Annotated in this window: 8 protein-coding genes; 2 read left to right on the top strand and 6 right to left on the bottom strand. The window is 65.3% G+C overall.

Going from position 1 to position 22,153, the window contains the following annotated elements; translation table 11 throughout:
* Positions 1-2 precede the first annotated feature (2 nt).
* Positions 3-10,574: an amino acid adenylation domain-containing protein gene (locus HX881_RS32990; protein ID WP_177084910.1), complete on the top strand. Its 10,572-nt coding sequence runs from the start codon at positions 3-5 to the stop codon at positions 10,572-10,574.
* A gap of 160 nt (positions 10,575-10,734) precedes the next feature.
* Here HX881_RS32990 and HX881_RS13310 read toward each other — a convergent pair whose 3' ends face one another.
* The 5 genes from HX881_RS13310 to pvdM all read right to left on the bottom strand — a co-directional run bounded on the left by HX881_RS13310 (position 10,735) and on the right by pvdM (position 18,889).
* Positions 10,735-13,230: a TonB-dependent siderophore receptor gene (locus tag HX881_RS13310; RefSeq protein WP_177084908.1), complete on the bottom strand. Its 2,496-nt coding sequence runs from the start codon at positions 13,228-13,230 to the stop codon at positions 10,735-10,737.
* 262 nt (positions 13,231-13,492) lie between these two features.
* Positions 13,493-15,157, bottom strand: a complete 1,665-nt coding sequence (locus tag HX881_RS13305; protein ID WP_017125748.1) for a cyclic peptide export ABC transporter — start codon at positions 15,155-15,157, stop codon at positions 13,493-13,495.
* A gap of 90 nt (positions 15,158-15,247) precedes the next feature.
* Positions 15,248-16,147: a dihydropyoverdine dehydrogenase gene (gene pvdO / locus HX881_RS13300; RefSeq protein ID WP_017125749.1), complete on the bottom strand. Its 900-nt coding sequence runs from the start codon at positions 16,145-16,147 to the stop codon at positions 15,248-15,250.
* 55 nt (positions 16,148-16,202) lie between these two features.
* Complete coding sequence (pvdN, locus tag HX881_RS13295) at positions 16,203-17,477, bottom strand: pyoverdine-tailoring periplasmic protein PvdN (RefSeq protein WP_017125750.1); 1,275 nt, start codon at positions 17,475-17,477, stop codon at positions 16,203-16,205.
* Between the two features lie 80 nt (positions 17,478-17,557).
* Positions 17,558-18,889 carry a pyoverdine-tailoring dipeptidase-like protein PvdM gene (gene pvdM / locus HX881_RS13290; RefSeq protein WP_017125751.1) on the bottom strand — a complete coding sequence of 444 codons (1,332 nt, stop codon included), beginning with the start codon at positions 18,887-18,889 and terminating at the stop codon, positions 17,558-17,560.
* 179 nt (positions 18,890-19,068) lie between these two features.
* Between pvdM and pvdP the strand changes: the two genes are divergently transcribed.
* Positions 19,069-20,688 carry a pyoverdine maturation tyrosinase PvdP gene (gene pvdP, locus HX881_RS13285; protein WP_177084906.1) on the top strand — a complete coding sequence of 540 codons (1,620 nt, stop codon included), beginning with the start codon at positions 19,069-19,071 and terminating at the stop codon, positions 20,686-20,688.
* Positions 20,689-20,771: 83 nt separating this feature from the next.
* Here the strand turns inward: pvdP and HX881_RS13280 are convergent, their stop codons facing one another.
* Entirely contained in the window at positions 20,772-22,151 is a 1,380-nt protein-coding gene (locus HX881_RS13280) for an efflux transporter outer membrane subunit (RefSeq protein ID WP_177084904.1), read from the bottom strand.
* Between the last annotated feature and the right edge of the window lie 2 nt (positions 22,152-22,153).

Below are 22,153 nucleotides of genomic sequence, written 5' to 3'. Positions count from 1 at the left end.
AAGTGCAAGAGCTGCTCGACTCCGTAAAATCTCTGTCCGTCCGGGAGCGCAAGGCACTCTCGGCGTTGCTCAAGCGACAGGGTGTGAACCTGTACGGGGTGACCCCGATTTTCAGGCGGGAGTCCGAGGCGTCGTCGGTGCTGTCCTATGCCCAGCAGCGCCAATGGATTCTCTGGCAATTGGAGCCGGGCAGCGCCGCCTACAACATCCCGACGGCGCTGCGCCTGAAGGGTGGCCTGGATATCGAGGCCTTGCGGCGCAGTTTCGAGACGCTGATCCGGCGTCACGAAACCTTGCGTACCACCTTGCGCCAGGAAGGCGGGCAGGTGGTGCAGGTGGTGCATCCGCCCGAGGCGTTCACGCTGGCGGTGGAGGAGCTGGCGGTCGCGGAGCGTGACGACCCGCAGGAGCAGATCCGGCGTTGCGTGGAGGCGGAAGTACAACGCCCCTTCGACCTGGAGAACGGACCGTTGCTGCGTGTCCGCCTGGTGGCGGTCGGCCGTGACGATCATGTCCTGGTACTGACTCTGCACCACATCGTTTCCGATGGCTGGTCGATGCCGATCATGGTCGACGAGCTGGTCCGCCTGTACGACGGTTATCGCCAGGGCCGCGAGGCAGAACTCGCGGCCTTGCCGATCCAGTATGCCGACTATGCACAGTGGCAGCGCGACTGGATGGAAGCGGGCGAGCAGGAGCGGCAACTGGGCTACTGGAAAAGCCAGCTGGGCGGCGAGCAGCCGGTGCTGGAACTGCCCACCGATCGGCCGCGCCCGAGTCATCAGAGCCTGGCGGGGCAAAGCCTTGCCATCGACCTGGCGCCGGAACTGGCCCGCTCCCTGAAGGCCGTTGCCCGGCAGCAGGGCGTGACGCTGTTCATGCTGCTGCTGGCGTCGTTCCAGACGCTGTTGCACCGTTACTCCGGACAGACCGATATTCGCGTCGGGGTGGCCATTGCCAACCGCAGCCGGGTGGAAACCGAAGGCTTGATCGGCTTCTTCGTCAATACCCAGGTACTCAAGGCCGAGATCGACGCGCAAGCGCCCTTTGCCCAATTGCTGCAACAGGTGAAGAAAACCGCGCTGGAGGCCCAGGCCCATCAGGACCTGCCGTTCGAGCAACTGGTCGAGGCCCTGCAGCCGGAGCGCAGCCTGAGCCGCACGCCGCTGTTCCAGGTGATGTACAACCACCAGACCCAGGTCCGCGGTGAAGCCCGCGAGCTGGCCGGGCTGCGGGTCGAGGGGCTGGCCTGGGAGAAACGCACCGCACAGTTCGACCTGACCCTGGACACCTTCGAAAGCGACGATGCCCTGGGGGCCGCGCTGACCTATGCCAGCGACCTGTTCGACCACGCCAGCATCGAGCGTCTGGCCGGGCATTGGCGTTGCCTGTTGCAGGCCATCGGCACGGATGCCGGGCAGAAGATTGCCGCCTTGCCGATGCTGGGCGACACGGAGCACGAGCAGACCCTCAAGGCCTGGAACCCGGCGACGACGAGCTACGCCAGCGACCGTTGCGTGCATGAGTTGATCGAGGCGCAGGCGTTGAAAACGCCGGATGCCTTCGCCGTGACCTGTGACGGGCAGAGCCTGAGCTACCGTGAATTGAATGGTCGCGCCAACCAGCTGGCGCACAAGTTGCGCGAGTCGGGGGTGGGGCCGGACGTGCTGGTCGGCCTGGCGGTGGACCGCGGCCTGGAGATGATGGTCGGCCTGCTGGCGATCCTCAAGGCCGGTGGTGCCTATGTCCCGCTGGACCCGGACTATCCCGAGGACCGCCTGGCGTACATGATCGAGGACAGTCGGATCCGCCTGTTGCTGACGCAGACCCGCTTTGTCGGACAGTTGCCGGTACCGGCCACGGTCAACAGCCTGTGCCTGGACCAGGAGGGCGACTGGCTGGAAGGCTATCCGCAAGAGCAACTGCCGACGCTGGCCGGGCCCGATAACCTGGCCTATGTGATCTACACCTCGGGTTCCACCGGCAAGCCCAAGGGCACGCTGCTGCCGCACCGCAATATCCTGCGGTTGTTCGAGGCCACCGGGGCGCAGTTCGGGTTCGACGCGGGCGATGTCTGGACGATGTTCCACTCCTATGCCTTCGACTTCTCGGTCTGGGAGATCTTCGGTGCGCTGTTGTACGGCGGCCGGCTGGTCATCGTGCCGCGTGAAACCAGCCGTTCGCCGCAGGATTTCTATCCATTGCTGGTCAGCGAAGGGGTCACGGTCCTGAACCAGACGCCCTCCGCCTTCAAGCAACTGATGCGGGTGGCCTGCGAGGCGCCGCCGACACCTGCCCTGGCGCTGCGCTACGTGGTGTTCGGCGGCGAGGCGCTGGATGTCGGCAGCCTGCAACCCTGGTTCGAGCGTTTCGGCGACCGCTCGCCGCAACTGATCAACATGTACGGCATCACCGAAACCACGGTGCATGTCACCTATCGGCCGATCACTCGCGACGACCTGTCGCAGGCCACCGTCAGCCCGATCGGCGAGGTGATCCATGACTTGTCGTGGTATGTCCTGGATGCCGATTTCAATCCCGTGGCCCGGGGCTGCACCGGCGAACTGCATATCGGCCGTGCCGGCCTGGCGCGCGGTTATCACCGGCGTGCGGCATTGACCGCCGAACGCTTCGTTCCCGATCCGTTCGATAAAGAGGGCGGCGGCCGCCTGTACCGTGCCGGCGACCTGGCCCGCTATCGCGCCGAAGGCGTCATCGAGTACGCCGGGCGGCTCGACCACCAGGTGAAGATTCGCGGTTTCCGCATCGAACTGGGCGAGATCGAAGCGCGGTTGCAAGAGCATGCCGATGTCCGCGAAGTCATCGTCATTGCCATCGACGGGCCGGGAGGCAAGCAACTGGCGGCCTACCTGGTGCCGACCGATCCGGCGCTGGCCGGGGCCGGCGGCGACACCCAGGGCCAATGGCGTCGCGAGCTGAAGGCGTACCTCAAGTCCGTGGTTCCGGACTATATGGTTCCGGCGCACCTGATCGTGCTGGCAGGCATGCCGCTGACCGCCAACGGCAAGCTGGACCGCCGGGCGCTGCCGGCACCGGATGTCAGCCAGTTGCAGCAGACCCATGTGGCACCCGGCACCGAGCTGGAACAGCAACTGGCGGATATCTGGGCCCAGGTGCTGAAAGTCGAACGGGTCGGCCTGAGCGACAACTTCTTCGAACTGGGAGGCCATTCGTTGCTGGCGACCCAGGTGATTTCCCGGGTTCGCCAGACCCTGTCGCTGGACGTGTCGCTGCGTGATCTCTTCGAGTCCCAGGACCTGGCGGCATTCGTGCGCAGTGCGTTGCAGGAGCCGCCGGCCACTGCGGCCACACCGACTTTCGCCCTGGCGGATCGCAGCCAGCCGCTGGCGCTGTCCTATGCCCAGCAACGCCAGTGGATCCTCTGGCAGCTGGAGCCGGACAGCGCCGCCTATAACATCCCGGCGGCCCTGCGCCTCAACGGCAGCCTGGACAGCCAGGCGTTGCGGCGCAGCTTCGAGACCCTGATCGCCCGGCACGAAACCCTGCGCACCACCTTCCGCGAGGAGGGCGAGCAGGCCGTGCAAGTCATCCATCCGGCCACGGCATTTGCCTTGGCCGTGGAGCGACTGCCGGATGAGCTGGCGAGCGAACGCGAAGTCGCCATCCGTGAGTATGTGGAAGCCGAGGTCGGACGTCCGTTCGACCTGGTCCGCGGCCCGTTGCTGCGGGTCCGGCTGCTGCAACTGGGGGAGACCGAGCACGTGCTGGTGCTGACGCTCCACCATATCGTCGCCGATGGCTGGTCGATGCCGATCATGGTCGATGAACTGGTGCAACTGTACGCCGGCTACAGCCAGGGTCATGAGGTCGACCTGCAAGCCTTGCCGGTGCAGTACGCCGACTATGCCCAGTGGCAGCGCCAGTGGATGGCGGCCGGTGAGCAGGAGCGCCAGCTGGCCTACTGGACCCGGCAACTCGGTGGTGAACAACCGGTGCTGGAGCTGCCCACCGACCGGCCACGCCCGACGATCCAGAGCCATGTCGGCGAGCGCCTGGCCATCGAGCTGGCGCCTTCACTGGCCGATTCGCTCAAGGCCGTCGCGCGCCAGCAGGGCGTGACCCTGTTCGTGTTGCTGCTGGCCTCGTTCCAGACCTTGCTGCACCGTTATTCCGGGCAGGCCGATATCCGCGTCGGCGTACCGATCGCCAACCGCACCCGGGTCGAGACCGAGCGGCTTATAGGTTTCTTCGTCAACACCCAGGTGGTCCGTGCCGGGTTCACGCAGGGCATGACGTTCAGCGAGTTGCTGCAGCAGGCCCGGCAGGCGGCGCTGGAGGCCCAGGCCCATCAGGACCTGCCGTTCGAGCAACTGGTGGAAGCCCTGCAACCGGAGCGCAGCCTGAGCCTCAGCCCGTTGTTCCAGGTGATGTACAACCACCAGAGCGAGGCGCCGGGTGAAGCCCGGCAATTGCCGGGACTGACGGTGGAAGGCTTGTCCTGGGACAGCCATGTCGCCCAGTTCGACCTGATCCTGGATACCCATGAACACGCCGACGGCCTGGGCGCCGCGCTGACCTGGTCGAGCGCGCTGTTCGACGCCTCGACCATCGAGCGCATGGCCGGCCACTGGCGCAACCTGTTGCTGGCCATCGCCGGCGGCGCCCACCAGCGGGTGGCCGAGCTGTCGATGCTCGCCGACGAGGAACGGCAGCGCATCGTGGGCGAGTGGAACCGCAGCGAAGCCTCGTATTCGACGACGCACTGTGTGCACGAACTGATCGCCGCACAGAGCCTGGAGACGCCGCAGGGCGTGGCCCTGCTGTTCGGCGATGGGCAGATGAACTACCAGCAGCTGGATCGCCAGTCCAATCGCCTGGCGCGCAGGCTGCGCGAGCTGGGCGTCGGCCCCGATGTGCTGGTCGGGGTCGCGCTGGAGCGTGGCCCGGACATGGTGGTCGGCCTGCTGGCGATCCTCAAGGCCGGGGGCGCCTATGTGCCGCTAGACCCGGATTTCCCGGCGGACCGCCTGGCCTACATGATGGAAGACAGCGGCCTGGCCCTGCTCTTGACGCACAGCCACCTGGTGCCCGGCCTGGCGATTCCCGAGCAGGTGCGCAGCCTCTGCCTGGACACCTCGGCGGACGAGTTGGCGGGCCTCGGCGATGCGCCGCTGGTCAATCTGGCCCAGCCGCAGAACCTGGCCTATGTGATCTATACCTCCGGTTCCACCGGCAAGCCCAAGGGGGTTGCCGTGTCCCATGGCGCCCTGGTCAATTTCCTCTTCAGCATGGCCGAGCAGCCGGGGATCGAACCGTCGGACCGGGTGCTGGCGCTGACCTCGCTGTCGTTCGATATCGCCGGGCTGGAGCTGTACCTGACGCTGATGCGCGGAGCCGCACTGGTTCTCTTGCGCCAGCAGGAGAACAAGGACCCGCAGGCGTTGCTGGCAGTCATCGAGCAACGGGCGGTCAATGTGATCCAGGCCACGCCGTCGACCTGGCGCATGCTGCTCGACAGCGCGCCGCCACGGGCTTTCGCCGGCTGCAGGATTCTCTGCGGTGGCGAGGCCCTGGGCGCCGAGCTGGCGCAGCGCCTGATCGAGCAGGCCGGGCATGTCTGGAACGTCTATGGTCCGACCGAGACCACCATCTGGTCGGCGCGACACTACCTGACCGCCAGCGACGATATCTGGCTGGGCCGGCCGATCGCCAACACCCGCCTGCATATCCTCAGCGACGATTTCGACGTGCTGCCGCCGGGTGCCCGGGGTGAATTGCTGATTGGCGGGCAGGGCCTGGCCCGTGGTTATCATCAGCGTCCGGGCCTGACGGCCGAGCGCTTCATTCCCGATCCGTTCGACCCGCAAGGCGGCGGTCGGCTGTACCGAACCGGTGACCTGACCCGCTATCGCGCCGAGGGGGTGATCGAGTACGCCGGGCGCCTGGATCACCAGGTGAAGATCCGCGGTTTCCGCATCGAGCTGGGCGAGATCGAGGCACGCCTGCAAGAGCACGGCGGTGTGCGTGAAGCGCTGGTCGTCGATATCGACGGCGCGGCGGGCAAGCAACTGGCCGCGTACCTGGTGGCCGAGGATGCGACGCTGGTCCAGGGGGATGCGGCACGGCAGGAGCAGTTCCGGCGCGAGCTGAAGGACGTCCTGAAAGCCGCTCTGCCGGACTACATGGTGCCGGCTCACCTGGTGCTGCTGGAGCGCCTGCCGCTGACCCCCAACGGCAAGCTCGATCGCAAGGCCCTGCCGGCGCCACTGGCCAGCCTGTCACAAGCGCTGCACGTGGCGCCGCGGACAGCGCTGGAGCAGCAACTGGCGACGATCTGGGCGGATGTACTGAAGGTCGAGCGGGTCGGCCTGGAGGACAATTTCTTCGACCTGGGCGGGCATTCGCTGCTGGCGACCCAGGTGATTTCCCGGGTTCGCCAGGGCCTGCAGGTCGAACTGTCCCTGCGCAGCCTGTTCGAGACCGGCAACCTCGCCGAGTTCGCCGAACTGGCGGGGCAGGGCACGGCCAGCCAGGCCCCGGCTTTTGTCCGGGTGAATCGCGAGCAGCCGCTGGGGTTGTCCTATGCCCAGCAGCGCCAATGGTTTCTCTGGCAGCTGGAGCCTGAGAGCGCCGCCTACAATATCCCGGCGGCCCTGCGTCTCGACGGTGTCCTGGAGGTCGAGGCCTTGCGTCGCAGCTTCGAGGCGCTGGTCACGCGCCATGAAACCCTGCGCACGACGTTCTGCCAGGACGGTGGGCAGGCCCGCCAGATCATCCGGCCGCCGGCGCCTTTCGTGCTCGATGTCGATCAGCCGGACCGGGTGCTCTCGGAGGCGGACATCGCCGCGTACATCGACGAGGAAATCCGCCGGCCGTTCGACCTGGAGCAAGGACCGCTGTTGCGGGTCCGGCTGCTGCGCCTGGGGGCGCAAGCCCATGTGCTGGTGGTGACCCTGCACCATATCGTGGCCGACGGCTGGTCGATGCCGGTCATGGTCGACGAGCTGGTGCAGTTGTATGAAGGCTACAGCCAGGGCCGCGAGGTCGAATTGCCGGCACTGCCGATCCAGTACGCCGACTACGCCGTCTGGCAGCGCCAGTGGATGGCGGCCGGGGAGCAGCGTCGCCAGCTCGATTACTGGCAGGCCCGATTGGGCGGTGAGCAACCGGTGCTGGAGCTGCCCTTCGACCGGCCGCGTCCCACGCACCAGAGCTATGCCGGGGAGCGGCTGGCGGTCGAACTCGATGCCGGGTTGACCCAGGCGCTCAAGGCCACGGCCCGCGAGCAGGGCGTGACCCTGTTCATGTTGCTGCTGGCGTCGTTCCAGACCCTGTTGCAGCGCTATTCCGGGCAAGCCGATATCCGTGTCGGCGTGCCGATCGCCAACCGTGCCCGGGTCGAGACCGAGCTGCTTATAGGTTTCTTCGTCAATACCCAGGTGCTCAAGGCCGATTTTTCGCCCGAGCTGAGCTTCCGTGAATTGCTGCAACAGGTGAAAAAGACCGCCCTGCAGGCCCAGGGGCATCAGGACCTGCCGTTCGAACAGTTGGTGGAAGCCCTGCAACCGGAACGCAGCCTGAGCCACAGCCCGCTGTTCCAGGTGATGTACAACCACCAGACCCAGGTGCGTGGTCCGGGCCGTCAGCTGCCGGGCCTGCAGGTCCAGGGACTGGCGTCGGACAGCCACACGGCGCAGTTCGACCTGACCCTGGACACCAGCGAGGGTGATGACGGCCTCGGTGCCACGCTGACCTATGCCACCGCCTTGTTCGAGCGCGACACCATCGAGCGCATGGCGCGTCACTGGCGCACGTTGCTGGAGGCGATCACGGTCAATGTCGACCGGCGTGTTGCCGACATGCCGTTGCTGGCCGACGCCGAACGGCAGCAGATCGAGCAGGAGTGGAACCGCACCGGCAGCGACGCGCCCGTACAGCAGTGCATCCACGAACTGATTGCCCGGCAGGCCCGGGCGACGCCCCAGGCGACCGCGCTGCTCTGGGGGGAAACCGAACTGGACTACCGGCAGTTGGACCTGCGCTCCAACCAGCTGGCCCGACGCCTGAGTGAAGAGGGGGTCGGTCCCGATGTCCTGGTGGGGGTCGCGGTGGAGCGTGGGCCGGATATGCTGATCGGCCTGCTGGCGATCCTCAAGGCTGGCGGTGCCTATGTGCCGCTGGACCCGGATTTCCCCGAGGATCGCCTGGCCTACATGATGGAGGACAGCGGGCTGGCGCTGCTGCTGACGCAGAGCCAGTTGGTGTCGCACCTGCCGATTCCAGCGCGGATCCGCAGCCTGTGCCTGGACCTGTCCGCGCAATGGCTGGAGGGGGTCAGCGACGCCCCGCTGGTCAATCTCGCGCAGCCGGAAAACCTGGCGTATGTGATCTACACCTCCGGCTCCACCGGCAAGCCCAAGGGGGTCGCCGTGCGGCATGAAGGCTTGAGCAATTTCCTCTTCAGCATGGCCGTGCAACCCGGTGTCGAGGCTGGCGACCGGGTGCTGGCGCTGACCTCGCTGTCGTTCGATATCGCCGGGCTGGAACTGTACCTGCCATTGATGCGCGGGGCGGCGGTGGTGCTGTTGCACACCGATGAGAACAAGGACCCGCAAGCCTTGCTGGCGGTGATCGAACAACAGGCGGTCAGTGTCATCCAGGCCACGCCGTCGACCTGGCGCATGTTGCTCGACAGTGCGCCGGCGCGAGCGTTTGCCGGACGCAAGGTGCTCTGCGGCGGCGAGGCGTTGAGTGGCGAACTGGCACAGCGCCTGATCGCCCAGGCCGGGCATGTATGGAACGTCTATGGCCCGACCGAGACCACCATTTGGTCGGCCTGCCATTACCTGACATCCAGCGACGATGTCTGGCTGGGTCGCCCCATCGCCAATACCACGCTGCATATCCTCGGCGAGGATTTCGATACCTTGCCGTTGGGCGCGCGGGGTGAGCTGCTGATCGGGGGCCAGGGCCTGGCCCGTGGTTATCACCAGCGTCCGGCGCTGACCGCCGAACGCTTCGTTCCCGATCCCTTCAGCGAACAGGGCGGGGCACGCCTGTATCGCACCGGCGACCTGACGCGCTATCGCGCCGGGGGCGTGATCGAGTACGTCAGCCGTCTCGACCACCAGGTGAAGATTCGCGGCCTGCGCATCGAACTGGGCGAAATCGAAGCACGCTTGCAAGAACACGCAGCGGTGCGCGCAGCCAGTGTCATCGATATCGAGGGGCCGGCGGGCAAGCAACTGGCGGCCTATGTGGTATTGGCCGAAGCGGAGGCCGGGCTGTCCCCGGACGTCCTGCGCGGCGAACTCAAGGCCCACCTGAAGTCCGGGTTGCCTGACTATATGGTGCCGGCGCACCTGGTGGTGCTGGAGCGGATGCCGCTGACGCCGAACGGCAAGCTCGACCGCAAGGCGCTGCCGACACCGGTCGCCACGGCTTGCGGGCAAACCCATGTGGCCCCGCGTACCGAGCTGGAACAGCGCCTGGCAGCCATCTGGGCCGAGTTGCTGAAGGTCGAGAGCGTCGGCTTGAACGACAACTTCTTCGAGCTGGGCGGACACTCGCTGCTGGTGATCTCGCTGGTCGGCCGGCTGCGGGAAACCTTCGATGTGACCCTCAAGCTGCATGACTTCCTGTTGATGGAAACCCTGGCCGACCTGGCGGACTTCATGCGCGAAGGCGAGGCGAAAGTGAAGACGCCGGTGATCGCCATGAACGCCTGCCGTACGGAGGCCGCGCCGTTGTTCTGCCTGCCGCCGGGTGGTGGCGGGACTTACTCCTACTACCCGTTGGCGGGGCAACTGAAGGACAGCCGGCGCGTCTATGGCCTGGTCAATAAAAGCTACGTGGTGCCTGGCTGGTTCGATCGCACCTGGGAGGAAATGGTCGCTTACTACGTCCAGCAGATCAGGCATACCCAACCCGAAGGGCCTTACAACCTGCTGGGTTGGTCCCTGGGCGGTGCCCTGGCGCTTGAAGTGGCCCATGTGCTGGAGAGTGCCGGTGAGCGGGTGGACTTCCTCGGCCTGGTGGACACCAGCCTGCCGGCGGCGCTGGAGGTCTTTGCCCCCGAGCAGGAGCCGGTGGCGGATGCCGCGCAGGAGGAACAGAGTCTGTTCGCCAATCTGGTCGGCAGCCTCGTGGCGTTTGTCCCCGGGGTCGAGGAGCAGACCATCGTCGGGCTGATCGAACAGGCCAGGGCGCAGTCGAGCGATGAGCAGGCGATTGCCGACTGGGTCATCGATCAGGTGGCGCTGGCCGGTGGTGTCAGTGCCGAGGGCTTGCGTGAGGTCTACCGCGATATCGCGGTGCAGGACGAAATCGAGACCGGCTACCGCCTGCTGCGCACCAACGCGCTCCTGAGCGAGGCTTTTACGCTCAAGCCGTTGCGGGTCAAGCCGGACTGCTGGTGGGCGGGGGCGAGCAAGACCGCCGGGGAAATCAGCGCGGCGCAGGCGGTGCTGGTGGAGCAGTGCTCAGCCGACGGGCTGGCGGCTTCAACGGTGCTGGAGGAGAACCATGACAGCATCATTCTCTCCCAGGGGTTGTTGACGGCAGTGCTGGAACGCTTGAAAACGCGCAACTGACGGAGGCGGAATGAAAAAAGCCAGGGAGTATTCCCTGGCTTTTTTTTGCGCGGTGTTCAGGGGGGGGCGGCAACAGGCATAAAAAAACCAAGGGTCGCCCCTTGGTTGGGTTCTGTGTTCAAGCTGTGCGGCGCCCCCGTGGCAGAGGCGCCGCCTTCAGTCAGAAGTCGCCACGCAGGGTGACCATGAAGTTGCGCGGTTCGCCGTAGTAGCTGCCGCGACGCAACTCGCCGGTGGCTTCGTAGTACTTCTTGTCGAAGACGTTCTTCAGGTCGAACGACAGTTTCCAGTGATCGTCCAGCTTGTAGGCCGTGCGTGCATCCCAGATTGCCCGGCCAGGGTTGGGGATATCCTGATCGTTGAAATGCGATACGTAGCCGCTCTGGGTCGACACACCGCCGCCCACGCTCAGGCGGTTCAGGTCGCCTTGCAGGTTGTACATGGTGGAAACGCGCAGCATGTGCTTCGGGGTTTCCGAGTCGATTGAGGAGCCGTCTTCGTTGCGGGTGATGTTGTAGGTGTAGCCGGCACTCATCTGCCAGCCGGTGGCGACTTCGCCGCTGGCTTCGAGTTCTACGCCCTTGCTGATGCTGGGCGGGCCGTTCTTGTAGCAGGAGCCGCTGCTGGGGTTGTACAGCTGGCAGTTATTCAGGGGAACGTCGTTAGCGGCGTCGTCTGTCTGGAACAGATCTTTCTGCTTGATGTAGAACACGGCGGCAGACACGTTCAGGCGACCGTCATAGAGCGCGCCCTTGATACCGGTTTCATAGTTCGAGCCGAGAGTCGGCTCCAGACCTTTACCTGACGCGTCCCGGTAATTGCTTTGCGGACGGAAGATATCGGCATAGCTGGCGTACCACGACCACTGCTCGTTCAGGTCGTAGATAAGCCCGGCGAATGGCGTGAATTTGTGGTCTTCACGATAGTCGTTGGGAGTGACTTTGGTGGCTGTTACACCCGTGAAGTCACTAGGATAGTCATACCGCGTATTGTCGTTCTTGTACCAACTCAGACGACCGCCGAGTACCAGGCTCAGGGGCTCGGTCAGGCGCAGGCGCAGGGTGCTGTAGAGGCCATACTGGCGCTGGGTGATATCGTCCAGGCTCTGCCAGGCCGGCTGCTGCGGCTTGGGAATGAGGTTGTGATTGGGGTTGAAGACGTCGATCGGTAGATCGATCGGCACCAGCGACTGTTTACTCAGGATATGTTGCTCCGACCAGTTGGCGCCCACCATCAACTCATGGGTCAGGCCAAAGGCGTCGAAGTTGCCTGCGATATGGCCGTCGATGCCCTTGCTGGTGACGTATTCCCGGCGGAACTGTGTGTTGGACAGGAAGGTGCCGCTCTGGGTCACAGGGTCCAGGGCGCCCTGGGAGTAGGCCACGCGTTGGTTGAACATACTCTCCGACTGGCTTACCGAGACCTTGCTGGTCCAGTTGTCGTTGAGATGATGTTCCAGGTCGGCGAAGACTTCGTTGACTTCGATCTCGTGGCGGTTCCAGTCCTGGCCCAGCGAGGTGGAGCGCGAGACATCGATCTCGCGGCCATTGCTGTAGCGAGGCAGGCCGAAGATCGTGTAGCCCTGGTAGAGCGTGCGCTGGTGACGCAGGCCGACGGCCAGGGTGGTGGCGTCGTTCAGGTCGGCTTCGACGATCCCGTACAGCAACGGGGTCTGGGAGTTGAGGCCGTCCTGGAAGTAACCGCGATCCTCGTAGGCGACCACGGCGCGACCGCGCAGGGTGCCTTGATCGTTCAGCCGGCCGCTGCCGTCCAGGTCCATGCGGTAGTTGTCCCAGGAACCGGCGCTGGTGCTGATCGAGAAGCGCGGATCGGCGGTAGGGCGCTTGCGCACCAGGTTCACCGCGCCGCCAGGGTTGCCGGCACCGACCAGCAGGCCGGTAGCGCCACGGATGACTTCGACGCGGTCGAACACCGCCATGTCGGGACGCATCCAGCCGGTGAGGTTGTAGGCCAGCCCCGGGACGCCATCGATCAGATAGCTGTCGTCTTCCAGGGTGAAACCCCGGGAGTTGAATACGTTACCGCCGAAGTTGCGGTTGGAGCGGGTGATACCGGTGGTCTGGGCCATCACCTCATCGAGCTTGGTGAGGTTCTTGTCGTCCATCTGCTGGCGGGTGACCACCGTCACCGACTGCGGGATCTCGCGCAGGGTGTGGGGCGTCTTGCCGATGGTCACCGCGCCCGTGGTGTAGGAGCCGGTGCCGTCGGTGCTGGTGCCGAGCATCTGGCCGCCGATGGTCGTGGCCGCCAGGTTCACGCCCGAGCTGGCGCCGGTGGCGGGGGCGTTGCTCAGGGTCAGCGTATCGCCCTGCATGCTGTAGTTCACACCGCTGTTCTTCAGCAGCTCACTGGCCGCCTGGCCGGGAGTCAGCTTGCCCTTTACCGCGCCACCTTGCAGTCCCTTGACCCGCTCCGGGTTGTACAGCACCTGGATATTGCCCTGGCGCCCCAGTTCCTGCAGGGCGCTCGCCAGCGACTGCGCCGGAATGTTGAACTCGAACTCCTGGGCCTGGACCTGGGCGGCCATCGGCAGTGCCAGCGCCATCCCCATGGCGCTGAGCGAAACAGGCGAGCAGAAGAGCTGGCGAACCAGCAACGCTTTGCTCAAAGGGGTCAGTCGGTGTGTTTTCGGCATTGTTTCAGCTCTTTTTAAAGTGTCGGAGAAGCGAGTAGGAATTGTTATCACTTGAGAAGAAGACGCACCGGCTCGACAAAATCGGAAAAAAAAGAAGAAAAAATTCGCTGAGGGGGCTTTCTTCCATGGCGCCTGCGCGGTGGACGCAGGGCCGGAGGGGACTGTCGGGTCGTTGGCTATAGGGAAGAACGAAACGGGCGCGGGGAAATTTAGGGCGGGGTTGCTCCCGCGTGGCACGCACGGGAGCGAGGGCACTCGGTGATCAGGCCGGCAGGGCTTGCCGCTCGACGCGCTCGACCTGGATCTGCCCGGCCTGCATCCGCACCAGCTGGTCGGCGACCGAGAAGTAGCGGTCGTCGTGGGAGATCACGATGATGGTCTTGCCCTGCTGTTTGAGCTCCGGCAGCAACTCGGTGTAGAACACCCGGCGGAAGGCCGGGTCCTGGTCGGCGGCCCATTCGTCGAACACCAGCACCGGACGCTGGTCGAGCCAGGCGTTGATCAGGGCCAGGCGCTTGCGCTGGCCGGTGGACAGGTCGGTGGTGGTGAAGCTGCCGTCGCGGATGCTGACCTTGTGGGCGATATCCAGGCGTTCCAGGTACTTGATCGATTCCGGCGGCAACGGGTTGCTGCCCTGGGTCACTTCGTCGAACAGGTAGTAGTCGGCGAAGATGGTGGTGAACAGCTGCCGGTAGTCGTCCAGGCCCTCGGCGGTGACTGCCTTGCCGTTGAGGCGGATCTCGCCCTGTTGCGGGGTATACAGGCCCAGCAGCAGCTTGATCAGGGTGGTCTTGCCGCAACCGTTCTCGCCGACGATGAACAGGATTTCGCCTTGCTGGATGGTCAGGCTCACCGGCCCCAGGTGGAAGGCCTGGCTGCCTTCGACCTGCGGGTAGTCATAGCGCAGCTGGTGCAGTTCGATGCTTTGCAGCGGGGCCGGATCGACGGCGCGGTCGCTGACCAGCAGGTGCGGTTCCGGGGAAGAAAAACGCCACGACAGCTCGGCGATACGGCGGAAGGCGATCTCGGCGCGGCTGATGCTCGGCAGGGTGTTGATCAGCTGTTCCAGCGGACCCTTCATGTACAGCATGACCAGCACGAAGCCGCCGAGCACGGTCTTGTCGGTGGTGGGCCAGAGCGCCTGGAAGGCAATGGCGATACCGATGACGGCGAAGAACAGCATCGACCCGAAGGTTTCCGCGCTGACGAAGATGTTCGCCGCGCGGATGTTGGCCTTGCAGATGCGTTCGGTGGTGCCGTGAATCTGCTCGTCGAGCATGTGCTGGCGGCGCTTGCGCTGGATCCGCAGTTCCTTGGCCCCGCCGGAAATCGCCTGGTAATGCTTCTGCAGGTCGTCTTCGCCGTCCCGGGCCTTGAGAATGCTGCGCATGCCGAAGCGGTGGGCGAGGAACTGCGCGCCGGTCCCGATGATCACGGTCAGCACGGTCAGCAGCAGGATCTGCCAGGACAGCATCGCCAGGTAGGACAGGCAGCCGATGGTCACGGTGAAGGAAATCACCATCGGAGCCACCGACAGGGCAAAGGAACTGATGGTGCCGACATCATTGAGCAGCACCGGGATCAGCCGGTGGGCGCGATAGCGCTCCAGTTGCTCGATGGGTGCCACCAGGACCTTGGCGGCCAGTTCGCGGCGCAGCTTGGCGACCACCCGCTGGCCGACATAGTTGGTCAGCAGGTTGGAGACGGTGGAGCAGGCCAGGGTCAGGAGGCACAGCCCGCCGAACAGCAGGGCGGTGTGGGTATCCGGGCCGCCGACCGCGTTCATGGCGCTGTTGATGGTCGCCAGCAGCGCCGTGACACTGAGGCCACTGACAATCCCCAGCGCGGCCGAGAGCGCGACCAGTAGCCAGAAAGGCTTGAGGATCCTCAGGGTTTCCTGGGCGAGGCTTTGTGCTTGGAGGGTCATGGGGTCTACTCGTGATGGTTCGTCGGCGCCGCCGGGTGGGGCGGCGCCTTGATCTCTTAAAGGACGAGAGGGTCTGGCCGTGATTTAGCGTCAGAGCTCGCGGGCAACCCGAAAGCCCAGCCAGTCGCCGCGGGTGATCGCGCTGCGTTCGTTGCGGTTGCCGGAACGGGAAAAGATCGGCGCTTCGGTCCAGTCATTGCCGCGAATCGAACGGCGCTCCTCGCATTCCTGGCTGTCGAGTCGCGGGCTGCCATCGGTCGGGGCGCCTTTGTAGGTGTCGACATAGCAGTCGGCGGTCCATTCCCAGACATTGCCGTGGCCGTCGTAGACACCGAAGGCGTTGGGCGGGAAGCTGCCGGCCGGCGAGGTGTAGCTGAAGCCGTCCGCCGGACCGTAGGTGTTGGCGTGCTTGGCGATGCTGTATTCCTTGCCTTCATCGAACGGGAAGGGGAACGGCCCCGTGCTGCCACCGCGCACGGCATATTCGCGCTCGGCTTCGCTGACCAGGTGATAGGCCTTGCCGGTCTTTTTCGAGAGCCACTCGGTGTAGGCCTGGGCTTCGTGGAAATCCATGCACACCGCCGGCTGGCGGTCGCTCATGGGATAGCGCGGCTGGCCGGCGAGGCATTCGCGGCCGGGCCGGTCATCGCCGTCGGGCATCTTGTAGCCCGAACTGCGGATGTAGGCGTTCCACTCGCCGCTCAGCACCTGGAAACGGCTGATGGCGAAGGCCTTCTTGAACGTGACTTCGTGCATCGGCCCCTCGTCCGGCTCGCGACCGAGTTCGTCCTCGGGCGAGCCCATGGTGTAGGTGCCGGCCGGCAGCACGACCATTTCCGGGCAGTCCTTGCAGTCCTTGAACACCTTGCCCGGCAGTGGCGCGGTGGCGGCGAGCGTGACGCCCGGCAGCCAGGCGCCGAGCAGGGTACCGAGGGTCAGGGCGGACCAGAGGCAGGCGCGAGGCCGGACAGTGAGCAGGTTGGATTTCATCGGATTTCTCGCAGGCAAGGAACAGAAGTCTGAAGGTGTCGGGGGGGCGCGGTGCTCATGACTGTTTGCCGAGCAGGGTCATGAAGCGATCAAGCTCGGCTTCGGTATTGAGCAGGCCCGGCGCCGTGCGCACGACCGGCCCGACATCGCGATCCACCGCGTCGACCACCACCTTGTTCTTCATCAGGTAGGCGGCGACCTTGTCGCTGTCCTGGCCCTTGACCCGGAAGAAGCTGAAGCCGGCTGACAGTTCGGGGCTCATGGGCGTCACCAGCTCGATCCGCGAATCGGCTTGCAGGCGCTGCTTGAGGTCGCTGTTGAGGGCATGGATCCGCGCCTGGACATCGGCCTTGCCCAGTTCCATGTGCAAGTCGAAAGCCTTGTCCAGGGCCCAGCGGTGTTCGAAGGCGTGATAGCCGCCGGGGCTCATGGAGGTGGCGAAGTTGGTGTCTTCGGAGAAGGTCGGTTCCAGGGGCGTGACGTCGCGTACTTCTTCCGAGCGGGCGCAGACGATCCCGGTACCGCGCGGGCCGAACATCCACTTGTGGGTGCCGGCGATGAAGAAGTCGCAGTGCATGTCCGGGAAGTCGAGGTTGTCCACGCCAAAGCCATGCACGCCGTCGACCACGTAGAGGATTCTGTCCTTGTCGTCGCGGTTGCGGTTCTGTTCGGCCACCAGCTTGCCGATCTCGCCGATCGGCAGCTTGACGCCGCTGCCCGACTGCACCCAGGTCATGCCCAGGACACGGGTTTGCGGCTTGATCGCGCGGGCGATGTTGCCGAGCACTTCATCGGCCGAGACCTGGTGGGCGTCCTTGAACAGGCTGATCTTGCGCACCTGGGTGCCTTCGCGTTCGGTGCGCAACCGCAGGATGTTGCGGGTCGAGTAGTGCTCGTGCTCGGTGGTGAGGATTTCCTGGTCGGGACGCACATGAATGCCGCCGTAGATCATCGCCAGGCCTTCGGTGGTGCTGCCGGTCAGGGCGATCTGCCCCGGCCTGGCCTTCAGGTAGCGGCCGGCGGCGAGCCGGACCTGGCCTTCGCGCTTCCAGGTTTCCTCCAGGTCCCAGTCCATCGCCAGGCCGGGGTTGCGGTCGAGTGCCGCGCGGTGCAGTTCGATGGCGTCACGCACCGGCTTGGGGTGGGAGGTGACCAGGAAGTTGGAGAAGTGCAGGTAGTCGGGATCCTGGTCGAACAGCAGGCGCAGCTGTGCCCATTTGTCTCGGGGCAGGGGCGGCGTGCTGGCCGCCCGGGCTGTCAGGCTCACACCGAGTGGCAGGCTGGCGGCGAGTACACCGGCCTGTTTGAGAAAGGTTCTGCGGTCAGTCATGGGAGCGTTCACTTGAGCTGTCAGGGTGGTTGGGCGGCGGGTGGGCAAGCCTGCCCGCCACCTTTGCGGCGATCTCGAGATCAGCGTCTGGCGGCCTTTTGCACCTCGTCCCAGACCCGCAGGAAGTTGCCGCCCCAGAGCTTGGCGATATCGGCCTCGGAGTAGCCGCGCTCAAGCAGCTCGGCGGTCACGTTGCGGGCCTCGCTGACATCCTTGAAGCCGTCGATGCCGCCGCCGTCGTTGAAGTCGGAGCTGATGCCCACATGGTCGATGCCGATCTTCTTCACGGCGTAGTCGATGGCATTGCCGAAGTCCTTGAGGTCAGCCTTGGGCTCCTGGTCGAGAATGGCGTAGAGCGCGCTGGCGTACTCGCCGAAGCGTTGCTCGGGCCAGACGGTGATGATCGGATCGCCGGGCATCAGGGCCATGGCCAGGTTGGGCAGTGGCGGCAGGTCGAAGCGCTTGCGCAGGGCATTGAGCTTGTCCTGGGTGGGTTGGCTCAGTGGGCGCAGATAGGCCGGGAAGGCGACGATCTGGACCACGCCGCCGCTGTTCTTGATCAGTTGCATTTCCTTGTCGCTGAGGTTGCGCGGGATATCCACCAGGGCCCGTGGCGCCGAATGCGAGGCGACCATCGGCGTGCGGCTCAACTGGCTGACCTGCTCCAGGCCCCTGGTCGACATCTGCGAGACATCGATGATCACCCCGAGGTCGTTGAGGCGGTGCACGGCCTGCTTGCCGATATCGGACAGGCCGTCGAGGGCGTCGGGGGTATCGTTGAGGAACGGCAGCGGGCGCGAGGAATCGGCCCAGTCGTTATTGCCGACATAACTGAAGCCGAACATGCGCATGCCGCGCGCGGTCCAGGTGTCCAGCAGGTCGAGGTCATGGCCCAGCGGATAGGCATTGAGCATGCTGATGAATATCGCGAACTTGCCTTCGCCGTGCAGGCGCCGCATGTCGTCGGGGGTATAGGCGATCCCTACCTGGTTGGGAAAATCGCGGACCATGCCGGTGATGATCTTGTAGCGCACTTCCTGCTGCTTGCGCGCCTCGTCGACGAAGCCCGCCGTCGGACGGTGTGGCGCATTCGGCCCGTTCCAGATTTCCGGCCAGCCGAACACCGTCAGTGCCGCGCCCGACAGGCGCCCGCGAGCGGCCTTCACCAGGTCGAACTGGCCGGAACCGTCCTTGTCGGCCTCGCGGCCTTCGGTGCCGAAGGTCAGGGGCACGGTGATGTGGCTGTCGAAGGAAATGATCCGGTCCTGGAGTTCGTCCGCCTGTTTCATGACCTTGAGCGAGTAACCCGGATTGGGCCAGTAGTCCCAGGTCAGGTAGGCCGCCGCAGCGGAAATGGCCAGGGCCAGGGGCAGGCCGATATAGAGAGCCTTTTTCGAACGCGGTTTTGTCATTGCCATCTCATTCTGGTTCGCAGGTCACAGGCAGGCACAAGGGCCTTCGCTATCTGGGAAGAACGAGTGGAGGGGCACGCAATTTAGGCCCCGGGTGGCCTGTCGCGGGCTAAATTTCCCCGCGGGTGCAACGTTCTAGCTTGGATAAAGCCTGCTTCAGGGCTGACACAGGTAGGGCGATGACGATTTCTCGACGAGGGTTCATAGCGGGCCTGGCGCTGACCGGCGCCGCCATCCCCGCGGCTTATTATGCGCACCGTGAACTGACGCGGGAGGATGACCCGATTACCCCGGGCGAGGCCACGGTCGATCTGCCCGACACCGCCGGCCAGCGCCTGGCCAACCAGTTGCGCGGGGTCTGGAACCTGCGTTTCGAGGGGCGCGATGGCGGTCTTGACGGTTTGCCGCTCAAGGGCCTGGAACTGTTTGTCGATATTGCCCCGCGGGGGCGGGGGGTACGCGGTTTCATCGATACCGCCGAGGCCCTGCGTAGTGACGCCGAACCGCGCTTTCGCCTGCTGGGCGATCTGGCGGTCGCCGACGGAGCTCGCCTGTTCTGGCGTCTGATCCGTGTCGGGCAGGACATCCCCGAGTACGAGCTCAGCCTGACCCTGGATGAAGTCTGGGCCACTTATGGCAATGCCGGCACCGGCACGCTCAGCGGTCGTATCGATCGTCTCGACCGCCCGCTGGCGTCGCGGCAACTGGATAATCGTCTTGTCGCCAGCAAGCAGGTCTTCCCCGAGGCCCGTGAGCGGATCGCCCTCGGGGCGCCGTTGCTGGCCTCGCTGGTGTCGCCCGAGCACCGCCTGTTTCACCAGCTCTGGCACGCCACCCGAGACAAATGGCACACCTTGTCCGAAGACAAGCGCAACGGCTTGCGCGGGATCGGCTGGCAGCCCGGTCCGCGGGACAAGGAGCGGGATGCCCGGGGGCCACGCAAGGACCGCAACGGTTCGGGCATCGACTTCTTCTTCATGCACCGGCACATGCTGCGGGCGGCGCGCCAGTACCAGGCGCTGCCCTCGTGGACCCGCTTCCCGCAGCCCCAGCCCGAGCTGGAACGCGATCGGGCCGGTTTCGCCCGGTACTTCGACAACCACGACGGCTGGTCGGTACCGCCGACCTGGCTGGCCGAGGATGACGATGACTACAGCAAGTGGGTCGGCGACATCAAGAGTGCCGAGACCTACCACAGCAATTTCCAGGTATGGGAATCGCAGTACGGCGATCCGCGCTACCTGTCGAAGTTGACCCTGGGCCAGTTCGGTTCCGAGCTGGAACTGGGCCTGCATGACTGGTTGCACATGCGCTGGGCGTCCGTGGCCCGTGATCCTTCCAACAGTGCGCCGGTGCCGATGGCACGTGAGTTCATGGACTTTGCCCCGCGCTGGTACGAGCCGGAAAACGACTTTCTCGGCGACCCGTTCTCGTCCCATGTGAACCCGGTGTTCTGGCTGTTCCACGGCTGGATCGATGACCGTATCGAAGACTGGTTTCGGGCCCACGAGCGCTTTCATCCGGGCGAGGTGTCACGCCTGGAGGTCAATGGCGTGCCCTGGTTCGCACCAGGACGCTGGGTCGAGGTGGATGATCCCTGGCTCGGCCCGAGCACCCATGGTTGCAGCACCACGCCGGGCCTGAGTGTCGGCAAGTCGGTGGAGATGGATCCGGAAACCATGAAGCTGGCGCTGCGGATCACCTTTACCGAGGAGAAAAGCGTCGGCGACCTGTTGCGGCGGGTTCCGCGACGTCCCTGGTATGCCCGTCACCTGTCGTTCAAGGACCGCTTGTTCTAAGTCGCGGCGCTGTCGGAACCGGCTTGTCGGGGCAGGCCGGCTCCTCAAAGGCGGGTATTTCAAGCTTGCGGGGGGCTTGCCCGTCAGGGCGCCTGCCAGCCGCCCCCGAGCGCCTTGTACAGCTCGATACTGGCCTGCAGTCGGGACAGGCGCAGCTGTACGTTGAGGTCCTGGGCGGCGTAGAGCGTGCGCTGGGTTTCCAGCACGGTGAGCAGGTCGGCGGCGCCGGCCTGGTAGCGGCTCTGGGAGATCTCGAAGGCCGTCCTGGCCTGCTGCAGTTCCTCATCCTGCCAGCGTCGTTGCTGGTCCAGGCCGCTGATGCTGTTCAGGGCCTTTTCGACATCGGCGAAGCCATTGACGATCGAGCCGCGATAGGTTTCCAGCAATTCCTCCTGGCGGGCCGTGGCCTTGTCTCGTTCGGCCCGCAACCGGCCGTTGTTGAAGATGGGCGCCACCAGGCCGGCGGTCAGGTTGTAGAACGGCGTGCGCAGGGCCTCGGAGGCGATGGTCGATTCCGAGCCCAGGCTGGCTCCCAGGGTCAGTTTCGGCAACATCGCCGCCCGGGCCACGGTGACATCGGCCTGCGCCGCCGCCAGTTGGGCTTCGGCCCTGGCAATGTCGGGACGCCGGCTCAGCAGTTCGCTGGGAACCCCCGAACCGATCACCGGCCAGTTCAGGCTGGAAAAGGCCTGGGTGCCGATCTTCAGGTTCTGCACCGGCTGGCCGAGCAGCGCCGCGAGGGTGATCAGCGACTCCCGGGCCTGTTGCCGGATCAGCGGCAGCTGGCGTTGCTGGGCGGCCACCAGGCTTTTCTGCTGGGCCAGCTCCAGGGCGGTGGTAGAGCCCGAGTCATAGCGGGTCTGGACCAGCCTGAGCACGCTTTGCGCGTTGATCAGGTTCAACCCGGCAATCCGCTCCTGTTCACGGGCGGACAGGGTCCGGGCGTATTGATCGGCGACGCCGCCCAGCAGGGTCAGCTCCACCGTGGCCTGGTCGAATTCACTGGCGCGCAGGCTCTGCAGGGCGCTGTCGCGGGCGGCGGCCAGGCCGCCCCAGAAATCCACTTCGTAGCTAGCGCTGAGACTGGCACCGAAACTCTTGCTGTTGTTGTCACTGTCGGCATTGTCGTTGCCGTGCAGCAGTTTGCTGCGGCTGGCATTGAGGCTCAGCTTGGCTTCCGGCAGCAGGGGCGCGCCGGCGATCACGGCCGAGGCCTGTGCCTGGCGGACCCGGGCCACGGCGGCGGCGACATCGTAGCTGCCGAGGCGGGCCTGCTCGATCAACTGGTCGAGCTCCGGGCTGCCGAATTGCCGCCACCAGTGACGGGTGTCCTGTTGCGTGCTGCGTTGTTGTTCGAACTGCCAGTTGGCCGGCGGCACCAGGCCGCTGTTGGAACCTGGCGGCGCGCCGCTGCAGGCGTTGAGCAGCAGGCAGACCGTGAGCAGGGAGAGTTGCGGCTTCATAG

The sequence above is a fragment of the Pseudomonas gingeri genome (genome assembly GCF_013386115.1).
Lineage (GTDB): Bacteria > Pseudomonadota > Gammaproteobacteria > Pseudomonadales > Pseudomonadaceae > Aquipseudomonas > Aquipseudomonas gingeri.
The sequence above is the reverse complement of the archived record's forward strand: the minus strand, read 5'-3'. Positions and strand labels throughout refer to the sequence as shown.

Excerpts from the sequence above, each read along its gene's own strand:
- HX881_RS13310 (WP_177084908.1), bottom strand. The coding sequence starts at position 13,230 with ATGCCGAAAACACACCGACTGACCCCTTTGAGCAAAGCGTTGCTGGTT.
- HX881_RS13305 (WP_017125748.1), bottom strand. The coding sequence starts at position 15,157 with ATGACCCTCCAAGCACAAAGCCTCGCCCAGGAAACCCTGAGGATCCTC.
- pvdO (WP_017125749.1), bottom strand. The coding sequence starts at position 16,147 with ATGAAATCCAACCTGCTCACTGTCCGGCCTCGCGCCTGCCTCTGGTCC.
- pvdN (WP_017125750.1), bottom strand. The coding sequence starts at position 17,477 with ATGACTGACCGCAGAACCTTTCTCAAACAGGCCGGTGTACTCGCCGCC.
- pvdM (WP_017125751.1), bottom strand. The coding sequence starts at position 18,889 with ATGACAAAACCGCGTTCGAAAAAGGCTCTCTATATCGGCCTGCCCCTG.
- pvdP (WP_177084906.1), top strand. The coding sequence starts at position 19,069 with ATGACGATTTCTCGACGAGGGTTCATAGCGGGCCTGGCGCTGACCGGC.
- HX881_RS13280 (WP_177084904.1), bottom strand. The coding sequence starts at position 22,151 with ATGAAGCCGCAACTCTCCCTGCTCACGGTCTGCCTGCTGCTCAACGCC.